The following is a 22,249-nucleotide window of genomic DNA, read 5'->3' as shown; positions in this document are numbered from 1 at the left end:
CCCACACCCGGCGCCCGTCCAGGTCGAGGGCCTCGCGGAAACCCTGGTCGCCGTGCGCCATGAGCTCAAGCTGATCGGCCATGCCAGCAAATACGACTGGGTCAACAAGCGCCTGATCGTTCTTCGCAATGGCGTCATCGCGCTGGCCGTGCTCACCGGCGTCATTGTCGCGCTGGCGATCTGCTATCTGGAGGCGTATCGGCAAACCCTGAATATCGCCGCCTTCGACGTTTCGCCCCGGATGAAGGAGCACGGCGTAAATGGGGAGATCGTTGCCAAGACCCTGTTCGATGAACTGATCAAACGGCGCAAAACGGTCACCACGCTCGATGCGGGCGAACTGAAGGAGGCGTGGACCGACCACCGCAGCGAAGTGGCGATTCCGCAGACGCACTTCACGCTGCAGTCGGTGTTCTCCTATTTGCGCCACCTGACCGGCAACGAGATCGGCGTGGCCGGCGAGATGTTGGTCGACGGCGAGTCGGTGACGATCCGCGCCCGCGTCGCCGGCAACCCGCCTGTGACCGTGCGCGGCCCGCTTGCGCAGTGGGAAGCGTTGATGGGCGGCGTCGCCGATTACGTCTACGAAGCGACGCAGCCGGCGGTTTTGGCCAGTTACCAGGGGCTGACGGCGAAGACGCCGCAGGACATCGGCGCCCTGTCCAGGCTCGTCGTAAAGATGACCAACGCCAGTCCGCGCCTCCCGCGCAACGCCATCGCGGTGGCGTACGACGCATACGGCGGCGCGCTGATGCGGCAGGACCGTCTGCGCGAAGCGCTCGCCGCCTTCAACACCGCTCTGCACTACGATCCGAACCTCGGCCTCGCGGTGATGAACGCGGCCGAAGTCAACTTCCGGCTCGATCACCGCAAGGAGGCGGATCGCCTGTACATCCGGGCCGCGAGCATGCCGATTGCCGAATCGGTCAAGCGCGGCGCCTTGCGGCGGCGCGTGTCGCTGGCCTTGAATTCGCTCGATTGCAAAACCGCGGAAAACGCGCTGTCCGACCTGAAGAACTTCGCGAAGTACGACGAGCTGTGGGAACAGTGGTCGGAAGCGCGCTACCTGGTCAATTGCGGCTACGCGGAAGAACAGGGAGCGGCGATTGCGCGAAATATCGCCCTGCTGCATCCGGACGCCGCGAATTCCTGGGTCTATCTGAGCGCCGTCCTGACCGAACGGCCCGGTGTGCGCCATCTGCGCGAAGGGGCTGAGGCAGCCCGCCAGGCGATCGCCAGGAGCCAGGACCAGCACGACATCCTGAATTATTTCGCGCATACGAATCTGATTTCGGCGTTGGCCGGTTTGGGCGAAGGCGCCGAAGCCGAGAAGGTGTATCGGGAAGCGCGGGCGGTGATGCCGACCGAACGCGCCGATTTCACCCGTCTGAAGGCGGCGGTCATGTATGCCAACGCCGATTATGCCGGCGTCGAACGCGAAGCCGGCGCGCGCCTTCAGGCCGCGCCGGGCAGCTCGATGGAAGACTACCACTGGCTCGCACTGGCGCTTGAAAAACTGCAGAAACCCGATGAGGCGATTCGTCTGCTTCGCCAGGGCCAGTACTATTCTCCCCGGCGCTGCATTCTGTTCGACGACGCTGGACGAGTGCTGGCGCGCTCCGGGCGGATTCCCGAAGCGCTCGCCGAATTCGAACGCGGCATCGCCGCCGAACCGAAGTGCGGCGCTCCGTACATCGGCGCGGCGCAGGCGCTGGCCGGCGTGCACCGGCTTGCCGAGGCCAGGGCGAAACTGAACGCCCTGATTGCGCTGGCGCCTCGCTCCGATGGCGCCCTGGAGGCGCGCGAACTTCTCGCGAAGCTGTCGGGCGTCGCGCCATAGCACGCCGCCCCAGACATCATTTCAACAGCGGCGTGGCGTCGACCACACGCACGTCGTGCATCTGGTGCAGGTACGCTTCCAGATAGCCCTTGTGCGACGCGCCGACCACCACCAGCATGCGGATGCCGTGCCGCGCGCCGAGCACGTCGCGGATATTGGCCGCCATGCGCAGGTTACGCGTTTCCCAGTAGCCGACGTAGCCGCGTCCGAACCCCTGGGGCGACGGCTCGTTCAAGGCAGCGCCGAAGTCGCTGTCGAATACCACCTTGCCCATGCCGGCGCCGTTGTAGGCGCGATACAACGACAGCACGTCCTCCGGCGTGCCGAGCCGCTCGCGCTGCGCCTGGTCCGTCCGTTTGCGTTGCTGGTTGGCCGGGTTGTCCCACGCCTTCATGATCGCGGCGCCCGCGGCTTTTTCATCCTCGGTCATGGTGTCGGCCGTGTGATCGTCCATCGCATACACGCGTTCGTGGCCGAGCCGGGCGGCCAGCTCGGCGGCGATCAGGTAACTCTCGTCGCGCTTGCGCCCCAGCGTGTTGAGCCGATCGACCAACGCCGCATCGAGGCCCTCGCCTGCATGCCTCTCGGCGTCGGGCAGGCGCAGCCACTGCACCATTGCCGAAGCCTGCTCGCCTGCCGCAAGCAATACCGCCGCCAGGCGCCGGCGCTGCTGCGCACTGGGGCTTGCGGGCCAGGCTGCGAGCATTTTTTCCGCTTCCGCCGAGGCGGCGATCACGTCGAGCCCGGTGGCAGCGCGCGCAGGCGCCGCATCCCAGCAATATTCGACCGAGTCCTTGTAGCGGTACGGATAGCGGCGCAGGAAATCGCACTGCAATCCGGAGAGCGCTTCGATGGCGATCGCCTGCGGCCGCCAGTCGGCAAGCCGATCGTTCAGCAGCCGCAAATTGGCGGTATCGAATGACGGCGGCAGTTGGGATATGTGCGGCGAACCGAGCACCAGCACTTCGTTCGGAGTCCCGGAGGCCGGGCCTTTCAGTGCGCTCGGAACGAAATCGGGCTGGTAGCCCTGCGCCGCGGCCAGGCCCGAAACAGCCATCGAAATCGCCAGGCAAAATATCCCCCGCATACCCATCTCCTGTGAAATTTAGCGAACACGAATGCTCACACGTTTGCGTTAAAAAATCAGAAAAACTTGGTATGCATGCCATGGACCGTCGGCTGGCGGCCGAATCAGCGCCACCGCAGAGCCCCGAAGGGAACCTTGCGCTAGAATGGGCACACCAACAACTTTTCCAGCATTCCACATGACGACACCCGTCCTTCGCACCAGGTTGCCCGCTGTCGGCACCACGGTGTTCACCCGGATGTCGGCGCTGGCCATCGAGCACGGCGCGGTCAATCTTGGCCAGGGATTCCCCGACTTTCCGTGCGATCCGGCGCTGCCTGACATGGTCTCTGATGCGATGCGCGCCGGCCACAACCAGTATCCGATGATGGCCGGCGCACCCGCGCTGCGCGAAGCGGTCGCCGCCAAGATCGCCACCATCTACGGCCGCCAGTACGACGCCGCGACGGAAATCACCATTACCGCCGGCGCCACCCAGGCGCTGACCACCGCGATCCTGTGCTGCGTGCACCCGGGCGACGAAGTGATCGTCATCGAACCGGCCTACGACAGCTACCTCCCGGCGATCGAGCTGGCGGGCGGCGTTGCGGTGCCGGTGTCGATGCAGGTGGGCGATGACGGCTACAGCGTGCCATGGGACCGCGTGGCCGCCGCCGTGAGCACGCGCACCCGGATGATCGTCATCAATTCGCCGCACAATCCGACCGGCACCGTATTCCGGCGCGCCGACATCGACGCGCTCGCCGGCATCGTGCGCGGCACCGACATCCTGATCCTGTCCGACGAGGTCTACGAACACATGGTCTACGACGGCGCGCCGCACGAGTCGATGTGCCGCCATCCGGCACTGGCCGAACGCGCCTTCGTCGTCTCGAGCTTCGGCAAGACCTATCACGTCACCGGCTGGAAGATCGGCTACGTCGCCGCGCCGGCCGCGCTGTCGGCGGAGTTCCGCAAGGTCCACCAGTACAACGTGTTCACCGTGAACACGCCGATGCAGCATGGCGTGGCCAGCTACATGGCCGATCCGGCGCCCTACCGCGACCTTCCCGCTTTTTACCAGCGCAAGCGCGACCTGTTCCGCGCGGGACTGGCGGGCAGCCGCTTCACCTTGCTGCCGGCCGACGGCACCTACTTCCAATGCGTGCGTTACGACGCGATATCGGCGCTGCCGGAAGCCGAATTCGCCGAATGGCTGACGCGCGAAGTGAAGGTAGCGGCGATTCCGGTGTCGGCGTTCTACCGCGACGCCACGGAGTCCGGCATCGTGCGTTTCTGTTTTGCGAAGCAGGACGCCACCTTGCAGACGGCCCTCGAACGCCTGGCGAGCCTCTAGATGACCGCGCCGGCCGCTTCGGTGCTGCATGCGTTGAACGCGGCCAGCGCGCGGCTCGAGCGATTGCTGTCGCACCTGCGCGATGTTGGCGACGCTCCTGCCGATCTGCGCGAGCTGGCGCACGCAGTCGCCTATGCCACCGAACGCGGCCCCGACGTTGCCATCGCCTGCATCCTGCTGAACCAGATCGCCGGGCGCTACGCCGTGCGCCACTGCATCGACACCGCGGTGATCGCATCCGTGCTGGCGCGCGCGTTGGGCAAGCCGCCGCTCGAAGTGATGACCATCGCCGCCGCGGCCCTGACCATGAACGCGGGAATGATGCGCCAGATCGAGACTTTCCAGGACCGTACCCTGCCCCTGAGTCCCGACGAACGCGCGCTGGTGCACAGCCATCCCCAGGAAAGCGCCGAGCTGCTGCGCTGCGCCGGCGTCGGCGACGAGCAGTGGATCGCTTGCGTCACGCAGCACCATGAAAACCATGACGGCAGCGGTTACCCGGATGGCCTGCGCGAGTCCGACATCAACACCGACGCGAAGCTGGTCGGGATGGCCGACCGCTACTGCGCCTGCGTCTCGGCGCGCAACTACCGTCGCTCGATGGCGCCGCCGCTGGCGCTGGCCAAGCTGCGCGCGGACAGCGCCAACGATCCCGAACTGGTGGTGCTGTTCGAGGAATGCATCGGCGCGTATCCGCCGGGGACGCTGGTGAAGCTGGAGAACGGCGAGGTGGGCGTGGTGGCGGCCGCGCAAACGGTGCATGTGCTGCGCGACGCCGGCGGCGCATCGGTCTCGCTGGTGCGGCACACCGGAGACACGCCGATCGCCGCAGCGCTGCATGAGGACGACGCGCACCTGCGCTTCAGCATGAAGGCGGTGTGGGGACCGCTGGCCGCGCTGTGACGCCCGCGCCGCGGCGGTGTACCATATGGCGATGAGCGATCAACCCAACCCGGCACGCCGACGCGTCTACCTGATGCGGCATGGCAGCGTCACCTATTTCGACGAATCCGGCAAACCGTTTTTGCCCGAGTCGGTCGCGCTCAATGCGCAGGGCCGCGACCAGGCCAGCGCCGCCGGCCGCGCGTTCGCCGATCACGGCGTGCGCTTCGACCGCGTCATCGTGTCGGGACTGCCGCGTACCGTGGAAACGGCGCAGCGCGTACTCGCCGAGACCGGCCAGGACATCGCCATCGACCGCTGGCCCGAACTCGAAGAGATCCGCGGCGGCCGGTTGTCGGCGATTCCCGACGCGGAACTGCGCGACGCCTTCACCGGCGCGTTCGAAGGCATGGTCAGCGCCGACAAGCGCTTCCTCGGCGGAGAATCTGTCGGCGAACTGATGGACCGTATCCATCCCGCGATGGCCCGGCTGCGCGCCGACCCAACGTGGGACACGGTGCTGCTGGTGCTGCACGGCGGCGTCAATTGCGCGATCCTGTCGCTTGCATTGACGCACCAGCGCATGTTTCTCGGCGGCCTGGCGCAGGCGGCCGGCTGCATCAACGCGCTCGACGTCGGCGCGGCCGATGCCGACTGGGTCGTCCGCTTCGTCAATTACGCGCCGCCGGCGCCGCTGCACGGCGATTCGCGCAGCACCACGATGGAAGCGCTGTTCGCGCAGTACAAGCGCTCGAGATAAGCATGCGCCGCCGGCAAACCCGGGGTCAGGTCGCGGACCTGACCCCAGCCCTTCGCCCGCGCCGCGTGAACCTTCTAGGCGCTAAGCCACTTCGCCAGTTCCAGCTTGGCGATCGCGTTGCGGTGCACCTCGTCCGGTCCGTCCGCCAGCCGCAATGTGCGGTTGCCGGCCCACTGCGACGCCAGCGGAAAATCGTCCGACACGCCCGCCGCGCCATGCGCCTGGATCGCCCAGTCCAGCACTTCCTGCGCGACGTTCGGCGCCAGCACCTTGATCATCGCGATCTCGGCGGCCGCCTGCTTGTTGCCGACCGTGTCCATCATCGCGGCGGCCTTCAAGGTAAGCAGGCGCGCGGTATCGATCTTGATGCGCGACTCCGCGATCCGCTCCCGCCATACGCCCTGCTCCGACACCTTCTTGCCGAACGCGACCCGCGAATTCAGGCGCTTGCACATCAGCTCCAGCGCGCGCTCCGCCACGCCGATCGAGCGCATGCAGTGGTGGATGCGTCCCGGCCCCAGGCGCCCCTGCGCGATCTCGAAGCCGCGCCCTTCGCCCAGCAGCAGGTTCGACGCCGGCACCCGCACGTTCTCGAACAGGATCTCGCAGTGCCCGTGCGGTGCGTCGTCATACCCGAACACCGGTAGCGGACGCACGATGGTGATGCCCGGCGTATCGGCCGGCACCAGGATCATCGACTGCTGCGCGTGGCGCGCGGCGTTCGGATCGGTCTTGCCCATCACGATGAATATCCGGCAGCGCGGGTCGCCCGCGCCGGAGATCCACCATTTGTGGCCATTCAGGACGTACGAGTCGCCATCGCGCTCGATCCGGGTGGCGATGTTGGTCGCATCCGACGACGCCACGCCCGGCTCGGTCATTGCGAACGCCGAGCGAATCTCGCCGCGCAGCAGCGGTTCGAGCCACTCGCGCTTGTGCTCCTCGGTGCCGTAGCGCTCGATCGTTTCCATGTTGCCGGTGTCGGGCGCGGCGCTGTTGAACACCTCCGGCGCCCACACCACGCGGCCCATGATCTCGCACAGCGGCGCGTAGTCGAGGTTCGACAGGCCGTCCGGGGCGCGCGGCGACTTCGGCAGGAACAGGTTCCACAGGCCCTGCTCGCGCGCGATCGGCTTCAGGCGTTCGATCAGCTCCGTCGGAATCCAGCGGTTGCCCTTTTCAAGTCCGTTGCGGTCGACCTCCTGCTTGAATGCCTTTTCGTTCGGGTAGATATGCTCGTCCATAAAGGCGAGCAGCCGGCCCTGCAAATCCTTGCAGCGGTCGGAGTAATCGAAGTTCATGGTCGGTCCTTGAGTGAGGTGATCGGGTCAGGCCATGCTGGCCAGCGCGTACTGCCATCCCAGTTCGGCCATCGGGCGCGCGGCCTTGCCGTTCTGGAGCGCCTGCGGGCTCGATGCGGTGCCGTCGACGTAGCGCTTCATGATGCCCTGCATGATGCCGGCGAGGCGGAACATGTTGTAGGCCAGGTAGAAGTTGAAGTCCTCCGCGCGGATCGTGGCGCCGGTGCGCGCGCAGTAGGTGGAGATGTACTGCTCCTGGCTCGGGATGCCGAGCGCTTCGAGGTCGAGGCCCGCGATGCCGCGGAACTGGCCCGGCTCGATGTGCCAGCTCATGCAGTGATACGAGAAATCGGCCAGCGGATGGCCCAGCGTCGACAGTTCCCAGTCCAGCACCGCGAGGATGCGCGGCTCGGTCGGGTGGAAGATCATGTTGTCGAGCCTGAAGTCGCCGTGCACGATCGAGGTCTGCTCGCCTGGCGGGATGTGCTGCGGCAGCCATTCGATCAGCTTGTCCATCGCCTCGATGGTCTCCGTGGCCGAGGCCTGATACTGGCGCGTCCAGCGTTCGATCTGGCGCGCGAAGTAGTTGCCCGGCTTGCCGTAGTCGGCCAGGCCGATGGCGGCGTAATCGATCGTGTGCAGCCTGGCGATCACGCGATTGGTTTCGTCGTAGATGGCGGCCCGTTCGGCCGGCGTCATGCCCGGCAGCGACTGGTCCCACAGCACGCGGCCTTCGATGTACTCCATCAGGAAGAAGGCGCGGCCGATCACCGATTCGTCGGTACACAGCAAATATTGACGCGGCGTCGGGAAGCCGGCCCGGTTCAGCGCATCCATCACGCGGTATTCGCGGTCGATCGCGTGCGCCGACGGCAGCAGCTTGGCAGCGGGTCCGGGCTTGGTGCGAAGGACGAAATACTGGCCGCCCGCCGACAGCTCGAAGGTCGGATTCGACTGGCCGCCCTTGAATTGCCTGACCGCGATCGGACCTTCGGGGAACTCGGGGATATGGGCGCGCAGGTAAGCCCCCAGCGCATCGACGTCGAAGCGCTGGCGCTCCGACACATCCTTGGTGCCCATCATTTCATCGAACATGGCGTCTCCTTGGTTCTATTTATTCTAGCCGTTGCTGAAAAATGGGGTCAGGTCGGAACGACGGGGACGCCCAGTTCCCGCACTTCAATAACGCCGCATCAGGAATTCGGCGGCGCAAACGGGCCGCGGATTGCCTTCGCATTCGACGATCACGGACCACTCCAGTTGCGTCCCGCCCTCGATCGCCTCGACTTTCGCCAGCGTCAGCCGCGCGCGCAGGCGGCTGTCCACCGGCACCGGCGCCGGAAAGCGCACCTTGTTCATCCCGTAGTTCAGCACCATCTTCGCGCCGACCAGGCGGATCGCATTCTCGAACATCGTGGACATCAACGACAGGGTCAGGAAGCCGTGCGCGATGGTCTTCCCGAACGGCGACTCGCGCGCGCAACGCTCCGGGTCGACGTGGATCCACTGATGATCCGAAGTCGCGTCGGCGAAGGTGTCGATGCGCTCTTGCGTGATGTCGATCCAGTCCGACACCGCGACCTCGGTGCCGACCAGCCCATCCAGGTTATCGAGCTCACGCATCGGGACGCCGCCCGAACATGCCCATGCCTTCGATCGTGCACACCGCTTCGCCGTGCTGGTTGGTCGCGGTCCACTTCGACCAGACCACGCCGCGGTCCGGGCGCGACGCCGACGCCTTGACCTTGATGGTTTCGTAGCTGACGCTGAGGGTGTCGCCGGCGCGCACCGGCTGCATCCAGCGAATGCCGTCCACGCCGGGCGATCCCATGCTCGACGCTTCGCACATCAGGCCATCGACCACCATGCGCATCATCATGCTGCAGGTATGCCAGCCGCTGGCGATCACGCTCTTGAAAATCGACTCGGCCGCCGCGTCGTGGTCGACATGGAAGGGCTGCGGGTCGAACTGCGTGGCAAACGCGATGATCTCTTCTTCGCTGACTGTCTTGCTGCCCAAATCGATCACCTGGCCGGGATGAAAGTCTTCGAAATACCTCATGCCGCCACCTCGGCAAATCCCGGCTGCGCCATGAAGCGCTTCAGGTGGTGATCCGAGTCGCCCAGGGTCAGCTCGATCATGGTCAGGCGCTTGAACATGTGCGCGGCCGGCAGTTCGTTGGTCACGCCCATGCCGCCGTGCAGCTGCACCGACTGCTGGCCGATGAACTTCATCGCCTGGCCGACGCGGAACTTTGCAGCGGCGACCGTGCGGCGCCGTTCGTCCGCCTGCGCCGACATCCTGACCGCGGCCAGCAAGGCCATCGAGCGCGCCTGCTCCAGGTGGATGTACATGTCCGCCATGCGGTGCTGCAAAGCCTGGAACTTGCCGATCGGCGCGCCGAACTGGGTGCGCGTCTTCAGGTATTCCAGCGTGGCGGCGAAGATCGCTTCCATCACGCCCAGCGCTTCGGCGCACAGCAGGCCGGCGCCGTAGTCGGCCGCCGCGTCCAGTATCTCCCAGCCCTTGCCCGCTTCGCCCAGCGCGTCGGCGCGGACGTTGGCGAACGCGATGTCGGCCGCGCGCTGGCCGTCGAGGGTGCGGTAGCCGGTGATGGTGAGGCCCGGCGCGTCGGCCGGCACCGTGAACAGCGACACGCCATGCTGGGCACGCTGCGCGCCGCCGGTGCGCGCGGAGACGATCAGGCGTCCCGCCTGCGCGCCGTGCACGACGACACTCTTGCTGCCGTTGATGATCCAGCTTGCGCCGTCGGCCACCGCGGTCGTTGCGATGTCGGCCAAGTCGTAACGCGACTGGCGCTCGCCCAGCGCGCACGCCAGTTTAAGCTCGCCCGCGGCGACCTGTTCGAGCATCGACTCGTGGCCGCCCGCCAGCTTCAGGAACTCGGCGCCCATCACCGTGGCGAGGTAAGGCTCAACGACCAGGCCGCGGCCCAGCTCCTGCATCACGACGAACATGTCGACCGCGCTGCCGGCAAAGCCGCCCTGCTCTTCCGGGATCGGCAGCGCCGTCATTCCCAGTTCGGCAAGCGTCGCCCACGCCGCATCCGACACGCCGGCATCGGATCCGATGATTTTCGCGCGCTCCTCGAAGCTGTAGTCCTTCGCCACCCAGCGTTTGAGCGCGTCGGCGAACTGCAGCTGTTCTTCCTTGAAGTTGAAATCCATGCTCAGTTCCTCACAGGCCCAGGATCATCTGGGTGATGATGTTTCGTTGAATTTCGTTCGAGCCGCCGTAGATCGAGGTCTTGCGCACGTTGAAGTAGTGCGCGGCCAGCGGCGCCGCATCGTCGTCGGCGATGCTGTGCTCCGTCTCGCCTTCGAGGTAGGCAGGGTCGAACGGCAGGGCGAGCGGCCCGGCCGCCTCGACCATCAGTTCGGTCAGCATCTGCTGGATCTCGGTGCCGCGCACCTTCAGCACCGACGCCTCGGGACCGGGCGCCTTGTGCGCCTGCGCCAGCACGCGCAGCACCGTCATCTCCAGCGCCATCAGCTCGATTTCGAGCGTGGCGACCTTGGCGCCGAACAGCGGGTCGGCCAGCAGCGGCCGGCCGTCGACCATCTGCTTGGCCGCGAAGCGTTTGAGGAAGCCGAGCTCGCGCTTGGAGCGGCCCACCGCGGCGATGCCTGTGCGCTCATGGCCCAGCAGGTACTTGGCGTAGGTCCAGCCCTTGTTTTCCTGGCCGACCAGGTTCGCCACTGGCACCCGCACGTTATCGAAGAACACTTCGTTCACTTCGTGGTCTTCGTCGAGCATGATGATGGGGCGGACCGTGATGCCGGGCGCGTGCATGTCGATCAGCAGGAACGAGATGCCTTCCTGCTTGCGCACGCCGCTGTCGGTGCGCACCAGGCAGAAGATCATGTCGGCGTGCTGCGCCAGCGTGGTCCAGGTCTTCTGGCCGTTGACGATGTAGTGGTCGCCGTCGCGCACCGCGGTGGTCTTCAGCGATGCGAGGTCGGAGCCGGCGCCGGGCTCGGAGTAGCCCTGGCACCACCAGTCCTCGCACGACAGGATGCGCGGCAGGAAGTGGGCTTTCTGTTCCGGGCTGCCGAAGGCCATGATGACCGGCGCGACCATATTGACGCCGAACGGCAGGATCGGCGGCGTGCCGGCGCGCGCGCACTCTTCTTCCCATATATGGCGCTGCACCGGCGTCCAGCCCGGGCCGCCGAATTCGACCGGCCAGCCTGGCGCTACCCAGCCCTGCCTGGCCAGGATGCGGTGCCAGCGCACGTAGTCGTCCTTGGCAAGGCGCAGGTGCTTGCGCACTTTCTGCTGCAGGTCCGCGGGGAGGTTGGCGTCGAGGAAGGCGCGCGCGCTGTCGCGGAACGCCAAGTCTTCGGCAGTGTAAGTCAGGTCCATGCAGTCTCCTAGTTATTACGCCGCCTAAAAAAGCACGACCGTTCAGGAAGATTCTACCCGAAAAAAAACCGCCGTAGGCGGTTCATTCTGCAGCGTGCAAAACCGGGGTCAGGTCCGGCGGACCTGCCCCCCCTTCTCGTCACTTAGTTGCCGGCGTCCTTGGTCGGCGCGCGGTACGGCATCACGCGCGATGCCATGCGCAGGTCGGTCTTGAGCATCGCCGATTCGTCGGCCAGCACGTGCGCCGCTTCCTGCAGCACCACGTCCTTGGCGTTCTTGAAGGCCTTCTCCGCCGCCAGTTCGGACGCGAGGTTGCGCTCGTCCGCCTGCAGGCCGTCGTCCTGGCGCGCCGAGCCTTTCAGCGCGACCGCCTTGACCGGCTTCACCGGCGCCGGCACCTTGCCGCGCGCTTCCTTGCTTTCAGGGCCGGCCGCCGCTTCGTCCAGCGGCGCCTGCGCCGCCAGGCGCGCTTCACGCAGCTTGGCCCGGGCTTCCTGGGCATCGCGCTCCTTGCGGCGCACGGTCTCGTTCAGCGAGATCGCGTTTTCCTTGCGGATGCGGCGGAACTCGTTGATGTCTTCCTGCAGGTACTGGAAGTCCTTGTCCTTGGCGATGCGCGCGTCGTGACGCTTCTGCAGCGGCGCAACCAGTTCCTTCAGGTCGCCCGACGGCGAGTAGCTGGCCGGCTTGATCGACACCCACGGCAAGGCATTGTCGTAGGTCGACTCGCCAAAGCTTTCGTTGTCGCCCGTGATCGGGAACTTGATGTCAGGGGTGACGCCGCGCAGCTGGGTGGTGCCGCCGTTGATTCGGAAGAATTGGGCAACCGTCATCTTCAACTCGCCGTAATGGACCTTGTCGCTCGGCGCGAAGCGGTCGAGGTTGACCAGCGACTGCACGGTGCCCTTGCCGAAGCTCGGCTCGCCGATGATCAGGCCGCGGCCGTAATCCTGGATCGCCGCGGCGAAGATCTCCGACGCCGACGCCGAACCGCGGTTGATCAGCACGCCCACCGGGCCGTCCCATGCCAGGCCCGGCACGGTGTCGCTCTCGATGTCGACGCGGCCGTCCGCGGTGCGCTGCTGCACCACCGGGCCCTTGTCGATGAACAGGCCGGTCAGCTCGACCGCCTCGACCAGCGAGCCGCCGCCGTTGTTGCGCAGGTCGATCAGCACGTTGTCGACCTTGTCCTTTTTCAGCTCGCCGAGGATGCGGGCGACGTCGCGCGTGGCGCTCTTGAAGTCCTTGTCGCCCTTGCGGCGCGCTTCGAAGTCCTGGTAGAAGGTCGGCAGCGAGATCACGCCGACGCGGCGCTTGACGCCGCCGTCGCGCACTTCGATGATCGACTTCTTGGCCGACTGCTCTTCCATGCTGATCTTCTTGCGCACCAGCGCCACCGTGGTGTGCTTGCCGTCGGTGCCGGTCTCGCCCGGCAGCACGTCGAGGCGCACGGTCGAATCCTTGGTGCCGCGCACCAGCTGCACGACGTCGTCGATGCGCCAGCCCAGCACGTCGGTGAACGGTCCCGATTCGCCCTGGCCGACGCCGACGATGCGGTCGCCGACCTTCAGCTTGTTCGACAGCGCGGCCGGGCTGCCCGGCACGATCTCGCGGATGATGGTGTATTCGTCGCGCGTCTGCAGCACGGCGCCGATGCCTTCGAGCGACAGGCGCATCGCGATGTCGAAGTTTTCCGCCGAGCGCGGGCCGAGGTAGTTGGTATGCGGCTCGATCGCGGTGGCATACGCGTTCATGAACATCTGGAACACGTCCTCGTTGTTCAGCTTGCGCATGCGCGTGACGTAGTTTTCGTAGCGCTTGTCGAGCGTTTCGCGGATCGCCTTGTCTTCCTTGCCGGCCAGCTTCAGGCGCAGCCAGTCGTTCTTGACGCGGCGGCGCCACAGGTCGCGCGCCTCGTCGTCGTTCTTCGGCCAGGCCGCCTTTTCGCGGTCGAGCTGGAAGGTCTCGTCGGAGGTGAAATCGAACTTGCCCTTGATCAGCTCGCGCGCGTATGCCATGCGCTGATTGAAGCGCTGCTGGTACAGGTTGTAGATCGTGAACGGCAGGGTCAGGTTTTCATTGTTGATCGCGTCGTCGAGTTTTGTGCGCACGACATCGAACTGGTCGACATCGCTTTGCAAGAAATACAGTTTCTCGCCGTCAAGCGTCTTGAAATAGCGGTCGAAGATCTTTTCCGACAAGGCGTCGTCGAGCGGCATCGACTTGTAGTGGTAGCGCGCCAGGAATTTGGAGGCCCACAGGGCGGCTTGCGCCTGCGCCGCGTCCGGCTTGAGCTGGGTGGCGCCGACTTTTTCGGGCTGGGCCAGGGCGACCGGGGCTGACATGGCGAATGCCATTGCAACGATGAAAATCTGCTTCTTCATTCTTGGTCTCTCCGTGCGGGATGCTGTGTAAAGCGGGCGCTCCGGGCGTGGAAATGCGCGGAACGGCCAATCTGATCGATTCTAACAGGATACCGGCCCAGCGCAGAGCCAGCTTGAGGGATTTTCAGCCCAGCTTAAGGGAGCGCACACCCGTGCGGTCACGGTTTTACAAATGGATACAGCCCGGGATGGTAATGCGCCAACAGCGCGGCACCCGCGCCGATGATCAACAGATAAGGCCAGGAGCGCAAGGCGATGCGCCAGTCGACCGGCGACGGCCAGAACGACAGGAACTGCGGCGCCAGCGCGAACGCCAGCAGCAGGTCGAGCGGCTGGAAGTGCCAGCCCGGCGCGGTGCGCCAGAACGCCACCAGGAAGGGAATCGTGATGATCAGGAAAGGCGCCAGCGCGGCCGGCGCGGCGTTATACCAGCGCACCCGGGTCAGGGTGACCGAGCCGAGCTCCCAGTGGCCGGTCTTGACGCGGCGCGGAATGATGGTCAGCGAGGTCGGCCGGGCGCCGGTCAGCAGGCCGACGACGAAGTGCGCCAGTTCGTGGCAGACGGTGCCGGCGGCGGTGAACAGAAAAAAGAACGGGTGCGAGCCGGCCAGGATGCGGATCAGCAGGGCCAGCGCGGCCGATGGCGCCAGGTACAGCAGCACGTCGGCGTGCTGGCACAGGAACGCGGGCGCGACCGCGCGGCAGCTGGCGAGAAAACTCATCGGTCGGCCGGCGCGCGCGCCGCTCAGGAGTAGAAACAGCGGCCGCAGGCCTGGCGGTAGGACTCGTTGCCGCCGATGCTGACCTGTTCGCCTTCGCGAATGCGGTTGCCCTGCGCGTCGACGCGCACGTTCATCGTCGCTTTTTTCCCGCAGGTGCAGATGTTCTTCAGTTCTTCGATGTCGTCGGCCAGCGCCAGCAGGTAGGCCGACCCCGGGAACGGATCGCCGCGGAAGTCGCTACGCAATCCGTAGCAGATCACCGGCACGCCGCGCACCTGCGCCAGCTGGTGCAGCTGCTGGACCTGGGCGGTGGAGAGGAACTGGGCTTCGTCGATCAGCACGCAGGCCACTTTCGGCGCCTCGGCCAGGAAATCGGTGTCGGCTTCGAAGATGTCGACTTCGCGCTGCGGGCCGAGGCGCGAGGTGACCTTGCCGACGCCGTAGCGGCTGTCGATGGCGGCGGTGTACAGCTTGACCTTCTGGCCCTGCTCTTCGTAGTTGTGCGCCACTTGCAGCATGGCCGTCGATTTGCCGGCGTTCATCGCCGAATACCTGAAATAGAGTTTTGCCACTTGCCGCCCCGTCCCCTGTTGGATGCGGGATTATAGCAAGCGGCGCCCCCAAATTGGAGGGCGAAGTGGCTGTCGCCCGCGGCGCCGACCAACCCGGGATCAGGTCCGGCGGACCTGACCCCAGCTGTTGGGCCGCGGCGCCGATCGACCTATTGTCCCGGGTGGTACTTCCTCTCCAACGCCTTTTCGATGTCGCTCTTATAAAAGAGCACATCCTTGAACTGGCCTTTGCTGTACATCTCGGCCTGGTCGCTGAAATGCTTCGACGCAGGATTCGCGCTTTCGCCGCCGGCCAGGATGCTCTTGGCGCGCAGGCGCGGGCCGAATTCGACCACCGCCACGAAGCTGTTGCCGCGGTCGCCGTAGATGCGTTTGGTCTTCTGCTTCGCCACCATGCCGAATGACGCCAGCGAGCCCCACGTCGCCGAGGTGAACGCGACCGGCCAGCTTGGCTTGCGGTCGTCGTACTGCTGGTCGACGTCGCCGCTGACGCGCTGGAAGCGGTTGATCTCGCCCCATGGCGTCTGCCAGGTGCCGAAGTCCGCTTCCAGCTTGGCCGACGCGCGCGCCAGCGCCTGCAGGCGGTCCTGGGCGCCTATGCTGGTGGTGATGAAATCGGCCACCGGCACTTCCTTCGCTTTCGCCGCGGCGGATGCGGCGGCCACCATCTGCTGGCCCCAGTAGACCGCGAGCGAGGTCGGCACCGATGCCGTCGAAAAGCGCAGGTCCCATCCGCGCAGCGCCGCCACTTGCGCGGCCAGTTGCGCCTTCAGCGGATCGGTGGGCGCGAGCGCCTCCCAGTCCTGGACCAGCGCGGGGACCAGCGGCTCGAACGCGGTCAGGTAGCTGTCGTAGGCGGCGGCGATCAGGCTGTCGAGCGTGAAGCCCTTCTGGTCCTTCAGCACTTTCACCGCATGCAGGCCGCGCGCGTTCTCCGGCAGCGCCCACATATACGCCGGATAGTCCTGCTGGCGAGGGCTGTTGGCGCCGGACGACGCGAACGGCCAGTTGTTGGTGTTAAGGATGTAGCCGCTGGCCGGGTTGTGCAGAGTGATGGTCTCGCGGATCTCGTGCAGGCCTTTCCACTCGGTCGCTGGATTGCTGCCGTCGACCGGATGCTTCCAGTCGAACGACGGATCGCGGCGCGGCACGAAGTTCCCGTGGAAGTAAGCGATCGCGCCGTCGGCGTCGGCGTACACGGTGTTGTTCGACGAATTGGTGCGCAGCTCCATCGACTTGTAGAAGGCGCCGTAGTTTTTCGCCTTGGTGCGCGTGTATGACTGGGTCAGCGCCTTGAGGGGTTCTTCCATCAGCTTGACCGACACCCATTTGCCGTCAGCTTCGCGCACCACCGGGCCGTGATGGGTAAAGTAGGCGGTGACGGTCTTGCTGGCCATGCCGGTCGCGGTCTTGTACGGCAGCGCGATCGGCACCGCGCGCATCGGGCGCTGCTCGCCGCCGTATTGGTAATAGAACTTACCGTCCTTTTCGGTGACCGTCTCGAGGTACTCGTCGATGACGTCGCCGCCGCCGGAGGTGTGCATCCACCCTGCCCGCTCGTTGAATCCCTGGTAGATGAAGAACTGGCCCCAGGTCACCGCGCCGTAGGCGTTCAGTCCCTGCTCGCTGACCATGTGCACTTCGGGCCGGAAGTAGAACGAAGTGTGCGGATTGATCAGCAGCAGCGCGTGACCGGATGCGCTGCGCGACGGCGCGATCGCAAAGCCGTTCGAGCCGCGCGGTTCGGGATCGAAGCCGGTGCCGGCGTCGGCCAGCGTGACTTGCGCCGGTTTGCCGTACATCTGCTCGAGCTTCTTCAGGTCGATCGACTCGATGTCGCCGCCGATGCTGCCCTCGCTGAACGCCAGCGCCATCCACGGCTCGAAATGCGTCAGTAGCTTAGGCTTCACTTCCGGATGCGTATGCAGGTAGAAGTTCAGGCCATCGGCGAACGCCACCATCAGCTGCCTGAGCCATGCCGGGCTGGCCGCGTACTTCGCCTGCATGTCCTGCGGCGTGATGAACATCTTCATGCGCAGGTCGCGCCAGATCTCGCCCTCGCCTTCGACTTCGGCCAGGCGGCCCAGCGCATTGATGTAATTGAGCTCGACCCGGTTGAAATCATCCTCGGCCTGCGCGTACAGCAGGCCGAACACCGCGTCGGCGTCGGTCTTGCCGAACACGTGGGGAATGCCCCATTTGTCGCGCATGATCGTCACGCGTTTCGCAGTGGCCGCCCAGCGCGCCTGCTCGGGCGAGGTGCGCTGGGCGGTCGGCGCCTTCGCCGCGGCGTCCGCGGGAAGCTGAGGGAACAGGCAGGCGCCGGCCAGCAGCGCGCTCCAAATGAAGCGTTGTGACGTCATCGGGCAAAATCCTCGTGAAGGTTATTGTTGTTCGTCGCCGGAGAGGCCCAGCTTTTCCCTGAGTTCGGCGTTTTCCTGCGTGAGCGTGTCGACTTTCTGGCGCAGCGCCGCCACCTGGGCGCGCAGCTCGCCGGCTTCGTCCTGTTCCGGCTCCTTCGGCGGCCGCGATGCGGCCTTCTGCTCGCGCACCTGGCGCGCGGCCTGCTGCAGCTCCTTGCGCCCGCCCGCGACGGCGGCGATCTGCACCGACTCCGGCAGCGAGGCGACGTTGGCCGCGGCGTTGATCGAGATGGTCCCCGAGCGCACGGCTTCCACCAGTTGCGGCGTGGCGGCTTTCTGGATCCGCTCGATCTGGCTGATGGTATTGCTGGACACGCGCGCGGCTTTGGCCACGTCTTCGCGCGTGTTCCACGGCGGCGATTCCGGCACCTTCTTTTCCGTTTCGGGCGCGTCCTGCGCTTCCGGCTCGGCGGCGCGCTGGGCGACGCGGGCGGTGACGATGTCCTTCTTGCGCAAGGCGAGCACGCCGCGCTGGTAGTCGGACACGCTGCGGCGCGCCAGGTGGTTGTCGATCACCCACAGCATGACGTCGTCGATCGAGTTGAAGTTCGTGTTCTGCACGGTGCGGAACTCGATGCCGTGGCGGGTACAGATATCGTAGCGGTTATGGCCGTCGATCAGCACATCGCCCCACAGCACCAGCGCATCGCGGCAACCTTCGGCCAGCAGGCTGCGTTCGAGCGCGGCATGTTCGTTGGCGGTGAGCGGATCGATAAACGAACGCAGTTCTTCGTTGATAGTGATGTTCAATTCTTGTCCTCGGAGTTCATGCGCGCCCAGGCGCCGGCGCGCCGCCAGAATGCTACACCATCCGGGGGCGCCGCCAAAGCTAATCGTTACCGGTTTGGCCGCCTCACCGGGAGCGGCATGGTGCGGCGTGCAAAGGCGGGGTCAGGTCCCGCGGACCTGACCCCAACTTTGTCGGCGCCAGCGAATTTGATTCGAAGCCAGCGAGACGCAGTTTGCACGAGCGGCCTCGCCCGCGATGGTGCCATTGTGCTAAAATCTCGCCCGCTGCCCGGGTGGTGAAACTGGTAGACACCCGAGACTTAAAATCTCGTGTCAGAAATGGCGTACCGGTTCGATTCCGGTCCCGGGCACCATCGCACAATCTACCAAAGCCCAACGAAATTCTCCAACAATGCCGCGCTGCGTCAGCGCGCGAGTTTTCCAGACGGGCCTCCTCAATCCGCAGTCGCCGGGCTCGGTTTCCGCACCTTGTTTCCGCCATCCCCAAGTGCTGGCGAATCTATTAATAGACTTGCAATATTGCAGTTCTATTGCTACCCGAGCGAATATCAAAGAATAAGCGAACTGAACGGTCGTTGTGCGCGTCACCGCACAGAAGGAAGTTCCGGCGGGTTGTATTGTTGACAAAATACATCATCGCAAGGAGAGCACGATGGACCAGCAACTTACAAGCAAGCGCCTGATGTGCGCGCTCGCGTTCATCGGCCTCGGCGTGGTTTCGGCTGCCGCATCCGCGCAGAGCCAGGAATATCGCCGCGGCTACGACCAGGGCTACCGCGACGGCATGGCGGCGGCGCAGGGACGCGGCGGACCGCAAGACCACGGCGGATACGGCCGCAGCCGCCTGCACATCGCCGAAGCCCTGTACGGCGTGCGCAACGCCTCGTGCGATGCGCGCGAATCGGTGCGCCAGATCGCCGGACGCTACGCGAACCCAGCCATTACCGCGAACAATCAACTGTGCGGCGACCCCGCGCCGGGCGCCCGCAAGCGCCTGACCGTCACCTACCGCTGCGGTGACAGCCCGCTGGTGCGCGCCCAGGCCGACGAAGGCGACAGCCTGACCCTGAATTGCCAGTAACCCATTCAATCGACTAATCAATCGGAGAAGACCATCATGAACGCCTGCCCGGAATGCGGATCCACACATACCCGCCGTATACCCCGCTCGATGATCCAGCGCCTCGTGCTGGTCAACAGCAAGAATATCCTGTGCTCGAACTGCGGCGAACGGTCCCTGGTGTTGTGGCCGGGCCTGTTCCAGCGCGCCGAGCGGGCGATCGTCCGCCCTCCTGTGATGGGCCGGCGCGCCCTGTATTGATTTTTAGCCGCGCCCGCCAAAGCCGCCTCAGGGGCGGCTTTTTGCTTTCCGGATGGGCCGGCTTGATGCAATCGATATCTGCCGCAGAACGCGGCAACTTGCGTCCCTCGCCGCGGTCTTAAGAGACAGACCGGGACCATCACCGAGGAAGGCGCGCATGAGCAGGCTCGAACCAGTCAAGGACATGTTGCGGGAAGGCGAGTACTACGCCGGCCTCATCCTCGGAAAGGACGGCGCGCCGGACCACCACCTGATCCTCTTGCCGGGCGAAATCGACGACGTCACCTGGGCCGCCGCGCGCGACTGGGCCGTGCAGGCCGGTGGCGAGTTGCCCAACCGGCGCGAACTGGCGCTGCTGTTCGCCAACCAGAAGGAACAGTTCCAGCGGGTCTGGTACTGGTCGCGCGAGCCGTCCGAGACACGGTCGCAGCTGGTGTGGGGTGAAAATTTTTCCAGCGGTATCCAGACCATGTACGGGCGCCAGTTCCATGGGCGCGCGCGGGCGGTGCGGCGGGTGGTTCTGGAACAGGCGGCCTAAGGCAAGTTCAGGCGCCGGCCTCAAACCGGGACTCGGCGTCCCCGTCGATCCGGCAGACCTGACCCAAGGCTTTGGGCCGCCGCGTGTATTCCAGGGTTTATGTGCCCTACCGTACAGTCGAGAGTTCAATATTCCGATATCGTTGCGCCAGTTAATTTGAAATCTCGTCAACCCCGCCGTAGAGGAATAAAAACATGTCCACAATAATGAGCCTCATCGTCTACCTCGTCATCTTCGGACTGATCTGGTGGCTAGTCAGCCTGCTGCCCCTGCCGGCTCCGGTCGCGCAAATCGTGCGCGTCCTGTTCGTCATCCTGCTGATCCTGATCGTGCTGTCGGTCTTCGGCATCATCCCGGGCGGCTACCTGCCGCGGCTGAACTTTTAGCGCGCCGCAGCAGTCATAAAAAAACCCGGCCTCGCGCCGGGTTTTCTTTTTTGCACGCCGCGATCAGCGGGCGGGGACGACCGTGCGGCCGATCGGCTGGTCCATATTGGCCAGGAACCAGGTAGTGGTCGCCATCACGGCCACATGGCGGCGCAGATCTTCCGGCTTGACCTTGTCGAACGTGTCGGCCGGCGTGTGGTGATAATTGAAGTAGGTCGAGTCGTCGATCAGCGGCGAAAAGCTCGGCACGCCGGCCGCTTCGATTCCGTGCAAATCGCCCGTGCCCAGCACGTCGGTGCGCTGCAGCGCGCCCGCGCCCATCGGTGCCAGCGCCGCGCGCAAAGGCGCAAACTGCTTCATCGATTCGAACGGCACGCTGGTGCGCATGCCGAATACCCGGCCCGATCCCTCGTCGTTCTCGATCGCCGCGAAGTGCTTGGCGGCGTCGGCCTTGTTCGCTTCCAGGTAAGCCTGGGCGCCGCGGCCGCCGTTTTCCTCGTTCATCCACGCGATCACGCGGATCGTGCGGCGCGGACGGAGGTCGAGTTTCTTCAGCGTCTCGATCACCGCCATCGCGCTGACGACGCCGGTGCCGTCGTCGTTGGCGCCGGTGCCCAGGTCCCACGAATCGAGGTGCCCGGACACGATGACGATTTCATCGGCCTTGTCGGTGCCCGGCAGGTCGGCGATCACATTGAAGCTGTCGGTGTCGGGCAGCGTCTGCGGGGTCAGGGTCAGGTGCATGGTCACCGGGCCGCGCTTGGCGAGGCGTGCCATCAGCATCGAATCCTCGGTGGACACGGCGGCCGCCGGTATGCGCGCGCCGTCCTGCAAGCCACTGGCGCCGGTGTGCGGCAAGCGGTAGTCGGCGCCGCCGACCGAACGCACCAGCGCCGCAGCGGCCCCCATCTGCGCCGCCATGCGCGTGCCGGCACCGCGGTACTGCACCGCCTGGCCATACGCCTGGCCGGCCTGGCCGCGTTCGGCCATCTGCTGGTCGAACGGCACGTCGAACAGCACGATGCGGCCCTTCACCTCGGCCGCGCGCGCCTTCAGTTCATCGAAGTCGCGGATCACGATCACCTGCGCGGTCAGGCCGGCGGCAGGCGTCGCGCCCGAGCCGCCCAGCGCAGTCAGCACCACTTTCTGCGACAGTCCGGCCGGACGGCCGGTGTAATCGACCAGTTCCGCGCTCTCGGCGCCGCGCACCCAGTGCGGCACCTTGACCGGCTGCAGCGTCACCTTCGCGCCGATCTTGCGCATCGCCTCGGCCACCTGCGTCACCGCGGCGGCGGCGCCCGGCGATCCCGACAGGCGCGGTCCGATCAGGTCCGTCATGTCGGCCAGGCGCTCGTAGGCCCAGTCGCTCTTCAGGGCCGCGGCGCGGATCTGCCCTAGCGCGGCCGGATCGTTACCCGGCGTGGCGGCGACTGCGTTTGCGGCCAGCACGGCGCCGGCAAGGATGGACAAGGCGAACGATGGGAACAGAGTGCGATTCATGCAGCAGGTCCTTCGGTGGGTTCATGAGGACCGAACAATATCCCATTTGTACCCAATTTG

At 65.7% G+C, this 22,249-nt stretch carries 21 protein-coding genes and 1 tRNA gene; 9 read left to right on the top strand and 13 right to left on the bottom strand.

Going from position 1 to position 22,249, the window contains the following annotated elements:
• Positions 1 to 52: 52 nt before the first annotated feature.
• Positions 53 to 1,840, top strand: coding sequence for a tetratricopeptide repeat protein (locus AC1D02_RS10460; protein ID WP_477316453.1), 1,788 nt, complete (start codon positions 53 to 55; stop codon positions 1,838 to 1,840).
• A gap of 16 nt (positions 1,841 to 1,856) precedes the next feature.
• Here AC1D02_RS10460 and AC1D02_RS10455 read toward each other — a convergent pair whose 3' ends face one another.
• On the bottom strand, positions 1,857 to 2,897 hold the full coding sequence (locus AC1D02_RS10455) for a DUF5694 domain-containing protein (protein ID WP_477316451.1): 1,041 nt from the start codon (positions 2,895 to 2,897) through the stop codon (positions 1,857 to 1,859).
• Between the two features lie 208 nt (positions 2,898 to 3,105).
• On the opposite strand from AC1D02_RS10455, the gene AC1D02_RS10450 reads away from it, so the two are divergent.
• From AC1D02_RS10450 to AC1D02_RS10440, 3 genes are read left to right on the top strand one after another with little or no spacing between them, the layout of a single operon-like run.
• Positions 3,106 to 4,263 carry a pyridoxal phosphate-dependent aminotransferase gene (locus AC1D02_RS10450; protein WP_477316449.1) on the top strand — a complete coding sequence of 386 codons (1,158 nt, stop codon included), beginning with the start codon at positions 3,106 to 3,108 and terminating at the stop codon, positions 4,261 to 4,263.
• The gene (locus AC1D02_RS10445; protein ID WP_477316447.1) at positions 4,264 to 5,166 is read left to right on the top strand and encodes an HD-GYP domain-containing protein; all 903 of its coding nucleotides are present in this window, start codon (positions 4,264 to 4,266) and stop codon (positions 5,164 to 5,166) included.
• Positions 5,167 to 5,197: 31 nt separating this feature from the next.
• Complete coding sequence (locus tag AC1D02_RS10440; protein WP_477316445.1) at positions 5,198 to 5,905, top strand: histidine phosphatase family protein; 708 nt, start codon at positions 5,198 to 5,200, stop codon at positions 5,903 to 5,905.
• A gap of 74 nt (positions 5,906 to 5,979) precedes the next feature.
• Here the strand turns inward: AC1D02_RS10440 and AC1D02_RS10435 are convergent, their stop codons facing one another.
• The 11 genes from AC1D02_RS10435 to AC1D02_RS10385 all read right to left on the bottom strand — a co-directional run bounded on the left by AC1D02_RS10435 (position 5,980) and on the right by AC1D02_RS10385 (position 18,444).
• The gene (locus tag AC1D02_RS10435) at positions 5,980 to 7,206 is read right to left on the bottom strand and encodes an acyl-CoA dehydrogenase family protein (protein WP_477316443.1); all 1,227 of its coding nucleotides are present in this window, start codon (positions 7,204 to 7,206) and stop codon (positions 5,980 to 5,982) included.
• Between the two features lie 27 nt (positions 7,207 to 7,233).
• Positions 7,234 to 8,301, bottom strand: coding sequence for a phosphotransferase (locus tag AC1D02_RS10430; protein WP_477316441.1), 1,068 nt, complete (start codon positions 8,299 to 8,301; stop codon positions 7,234 to 7,236).
• Between the two features lie 84 nt (positions 8,302 to 8,385).
• On the bottom strand, positions 8,386 to 8,829 hold the full coding sequence (locus AC1D02_RS10425; RefSeq protein ID WP_477316439.1) for a MaoC family dehydratase: 444 nt from the start codon (positions 8,827 to 8,829) through the stop codon (positions 8,386 to 8,388).
• Entirely contained in the window at positions 8,822 to 9,268 is a 447-nt protein-coding gene (locus AC1D02_RS10420) for a MaoC family dehydratase (RefSeq protein ID WP_477316437.1), read from the bottom strand. The genes AC1D02_RS10425 and AC1D02_RS10420 overlap by 8 nt, the downstream gene beginning before the upstream one ends.
• Positions 9,265 to 10,395: an acyl-CoA dehydrogenase family protein gene (locus AC1D02_RS10415; protein ID WP_477316435.1), complete on the bottom strand. Its 1,131-nt coding sequence runs from the start codon at positions 10,393 to 10,395 to the stop codon at positions 9,265 to 9,267. Before AC1D02_RS10415 ends, AC1D02_RS10420 begins: the two co-directional genes overlap by 4 nt.
• Before the next feature lie 10 nt (positions 10,396 to 10,405).
• Entirely contained in the window at positions 10,406 to 11,593 is a 1,188-nt protein-coding gene (locus tag AC1D02_RS10410) for an acyl-CoA dehydrogenase family protein (protein WP_477316433.1), read from the bottom strand.
• A 143-nt stretch (positions 11,594 to 11,736) separates the two neighbouring features.
• Entirely contained in the window at positions 11,737 to 13,977 is a 2,241-nt protein-coding gene (locus tag AC1D02_RS10405; RefSeq protein WP_477316431.1) for a carboxy terminal-processing peptidase, read from the bottom strand.
• A gap of 158 nt (positions 13,978 to 14,135) precedes the next feature.
• Positions 14,136 to 14,699, bottom strand: coding sequence for a hypothetical protein (locus tag AC1D02_RS10400; protein WP_477316429.1), 564 nt, complete (start codon positions 14,697 to 14,699; stop codon positions 14,136 to 14,138).
• A 23-nt stretch (positions 14,700 to 14,722) separates the two neighbouring features.
• A complete protein-coding gene (locus tag AC1D02_RS10395) occupies positions 14,723 to 15,271 on the bottom strand; it encodes a thymidine kinase (protein WP_477316427.1) in 549 nt (182 codons plus the stop codon).
• A 149-nt stretch (positions 15,272 to 15,420) separates the two neighbouring features.
• On the bottom strand, positions 15,421 to 17,634 hold the full coding sequence (locus tag AC1D02_RS10390) for a penicillin acylase family protein (RefSeq protein ID WP_477316425.1): 2,214 nt from the start codon (positions 17,632 to 17,634) through the stop codon (positions 15,421 to 15,423).
• A 21-nt stretch (positions 17,635 to 17,655) separates the two neighbouring features.
• Positions 17,656 to 18,444 (bottom strand): hypothetical protein, encoded by a 789-nt coding sequence (locus AC1D02_RS10385; RefSeq protein ID WP_477316423.1) that lies wholly within the window; start codon positions 18,442 to 18,444, stop codon positions 17,656 to 17,658.
• A 266-nt stretch (positions 18,445 to 18,710) separates the two neighbouring features.
• Between AC1D02_RS10385 and AC1D02_RS10380 the strand changes: the two genes are divergently transcribed.
• The 5 genes from AC1D02_RS10380 to AC1D02_RS10360 all read left to right on the top strand — a co-directional run bounded on the left by AC1D02_RS10380 (position 18,711) and on the right by AC1D02_RS10360 (position 20,689).
• Positions 18,711 to 18,797 (top strand) — tRNA-Leu (locus AC1D02_RS10380).
• Positions 18,798 to 19,096: 299 nt separating this feature from the next.
• Positions 19,097 to 19,525, top strand: a complete 429-nt coding sequence (locus tag AC1D02_RS10375; protein WP_477316421.1) for a hypothetical protein — start codon at positions 19,097 to 19,099, stop codon at positions 19,523 to 19,525.
• A gap of 90 nt (positions 19,526 to 19,615) precedes the next feature.
• Positions 19,616 to 19,765, top strand: a complete 150-nt coding sequence (locus AC1D02_RS10370) for a hypothetical protein (protein ID WP_477316419.1) — start codon at positions 19,616 to 19,618, stop codon at positions 19,763 to 19,765.
• 157 nt (positions 19,766 to 19,922) lie between these two features.
• Entirely contained in the window at positions 19,923 to 20,303 is a 381-nt protein-coding gene (locus AC1D02_RS10365) for an Lcl C-terminal domain-containing protein (RefSeq protein WP_477316417.1), read from the top strand.
• A gap of 194 nt (positions 20,304 to 20,497) precedes the next feature.
• On the top strand, positions 20,498 to 20,689 hold the full coding sequence (locus AC1D02_RS10360; RefSeq protein ID WP_477316415.1) for a Thivi_2564 family membrane protein: 192 nt from the start codon (positions 20,498 to 20,500) through the stop codon (positions 20,687 to 20,689).
• A gap of 63 nt (positions 20,690 to 20,752) precedes the next feature.
• Here the strand turns inward: AC1D02_RS10360 and AC1D02_RS10355 are convergent, their stop codons facing one another.
• Positions 20,753 to 22,189 (bottom strand): M20/M25/M40 family metallo-hydrolase, encoded by a 1,437-nt coding sequence (locus tag AC1D02_RS10355; RefSeq protein ID WP_477316413.1) that lies wholly within the window; start codon positions 22,187 to 22,189, stop codon positions 20,753 to 20,755.
• Between the last annotated feature and the right edge of the window lie 60 nt (positions 22,190 to 22,249).

The organism is Massilia sp. P1_C10, assembly GCF_056406475.1.
Note: the sequence above shows the minus strand (reverse complement) of the source record. Positions and strands in the feature narration are given on the sequence as shown.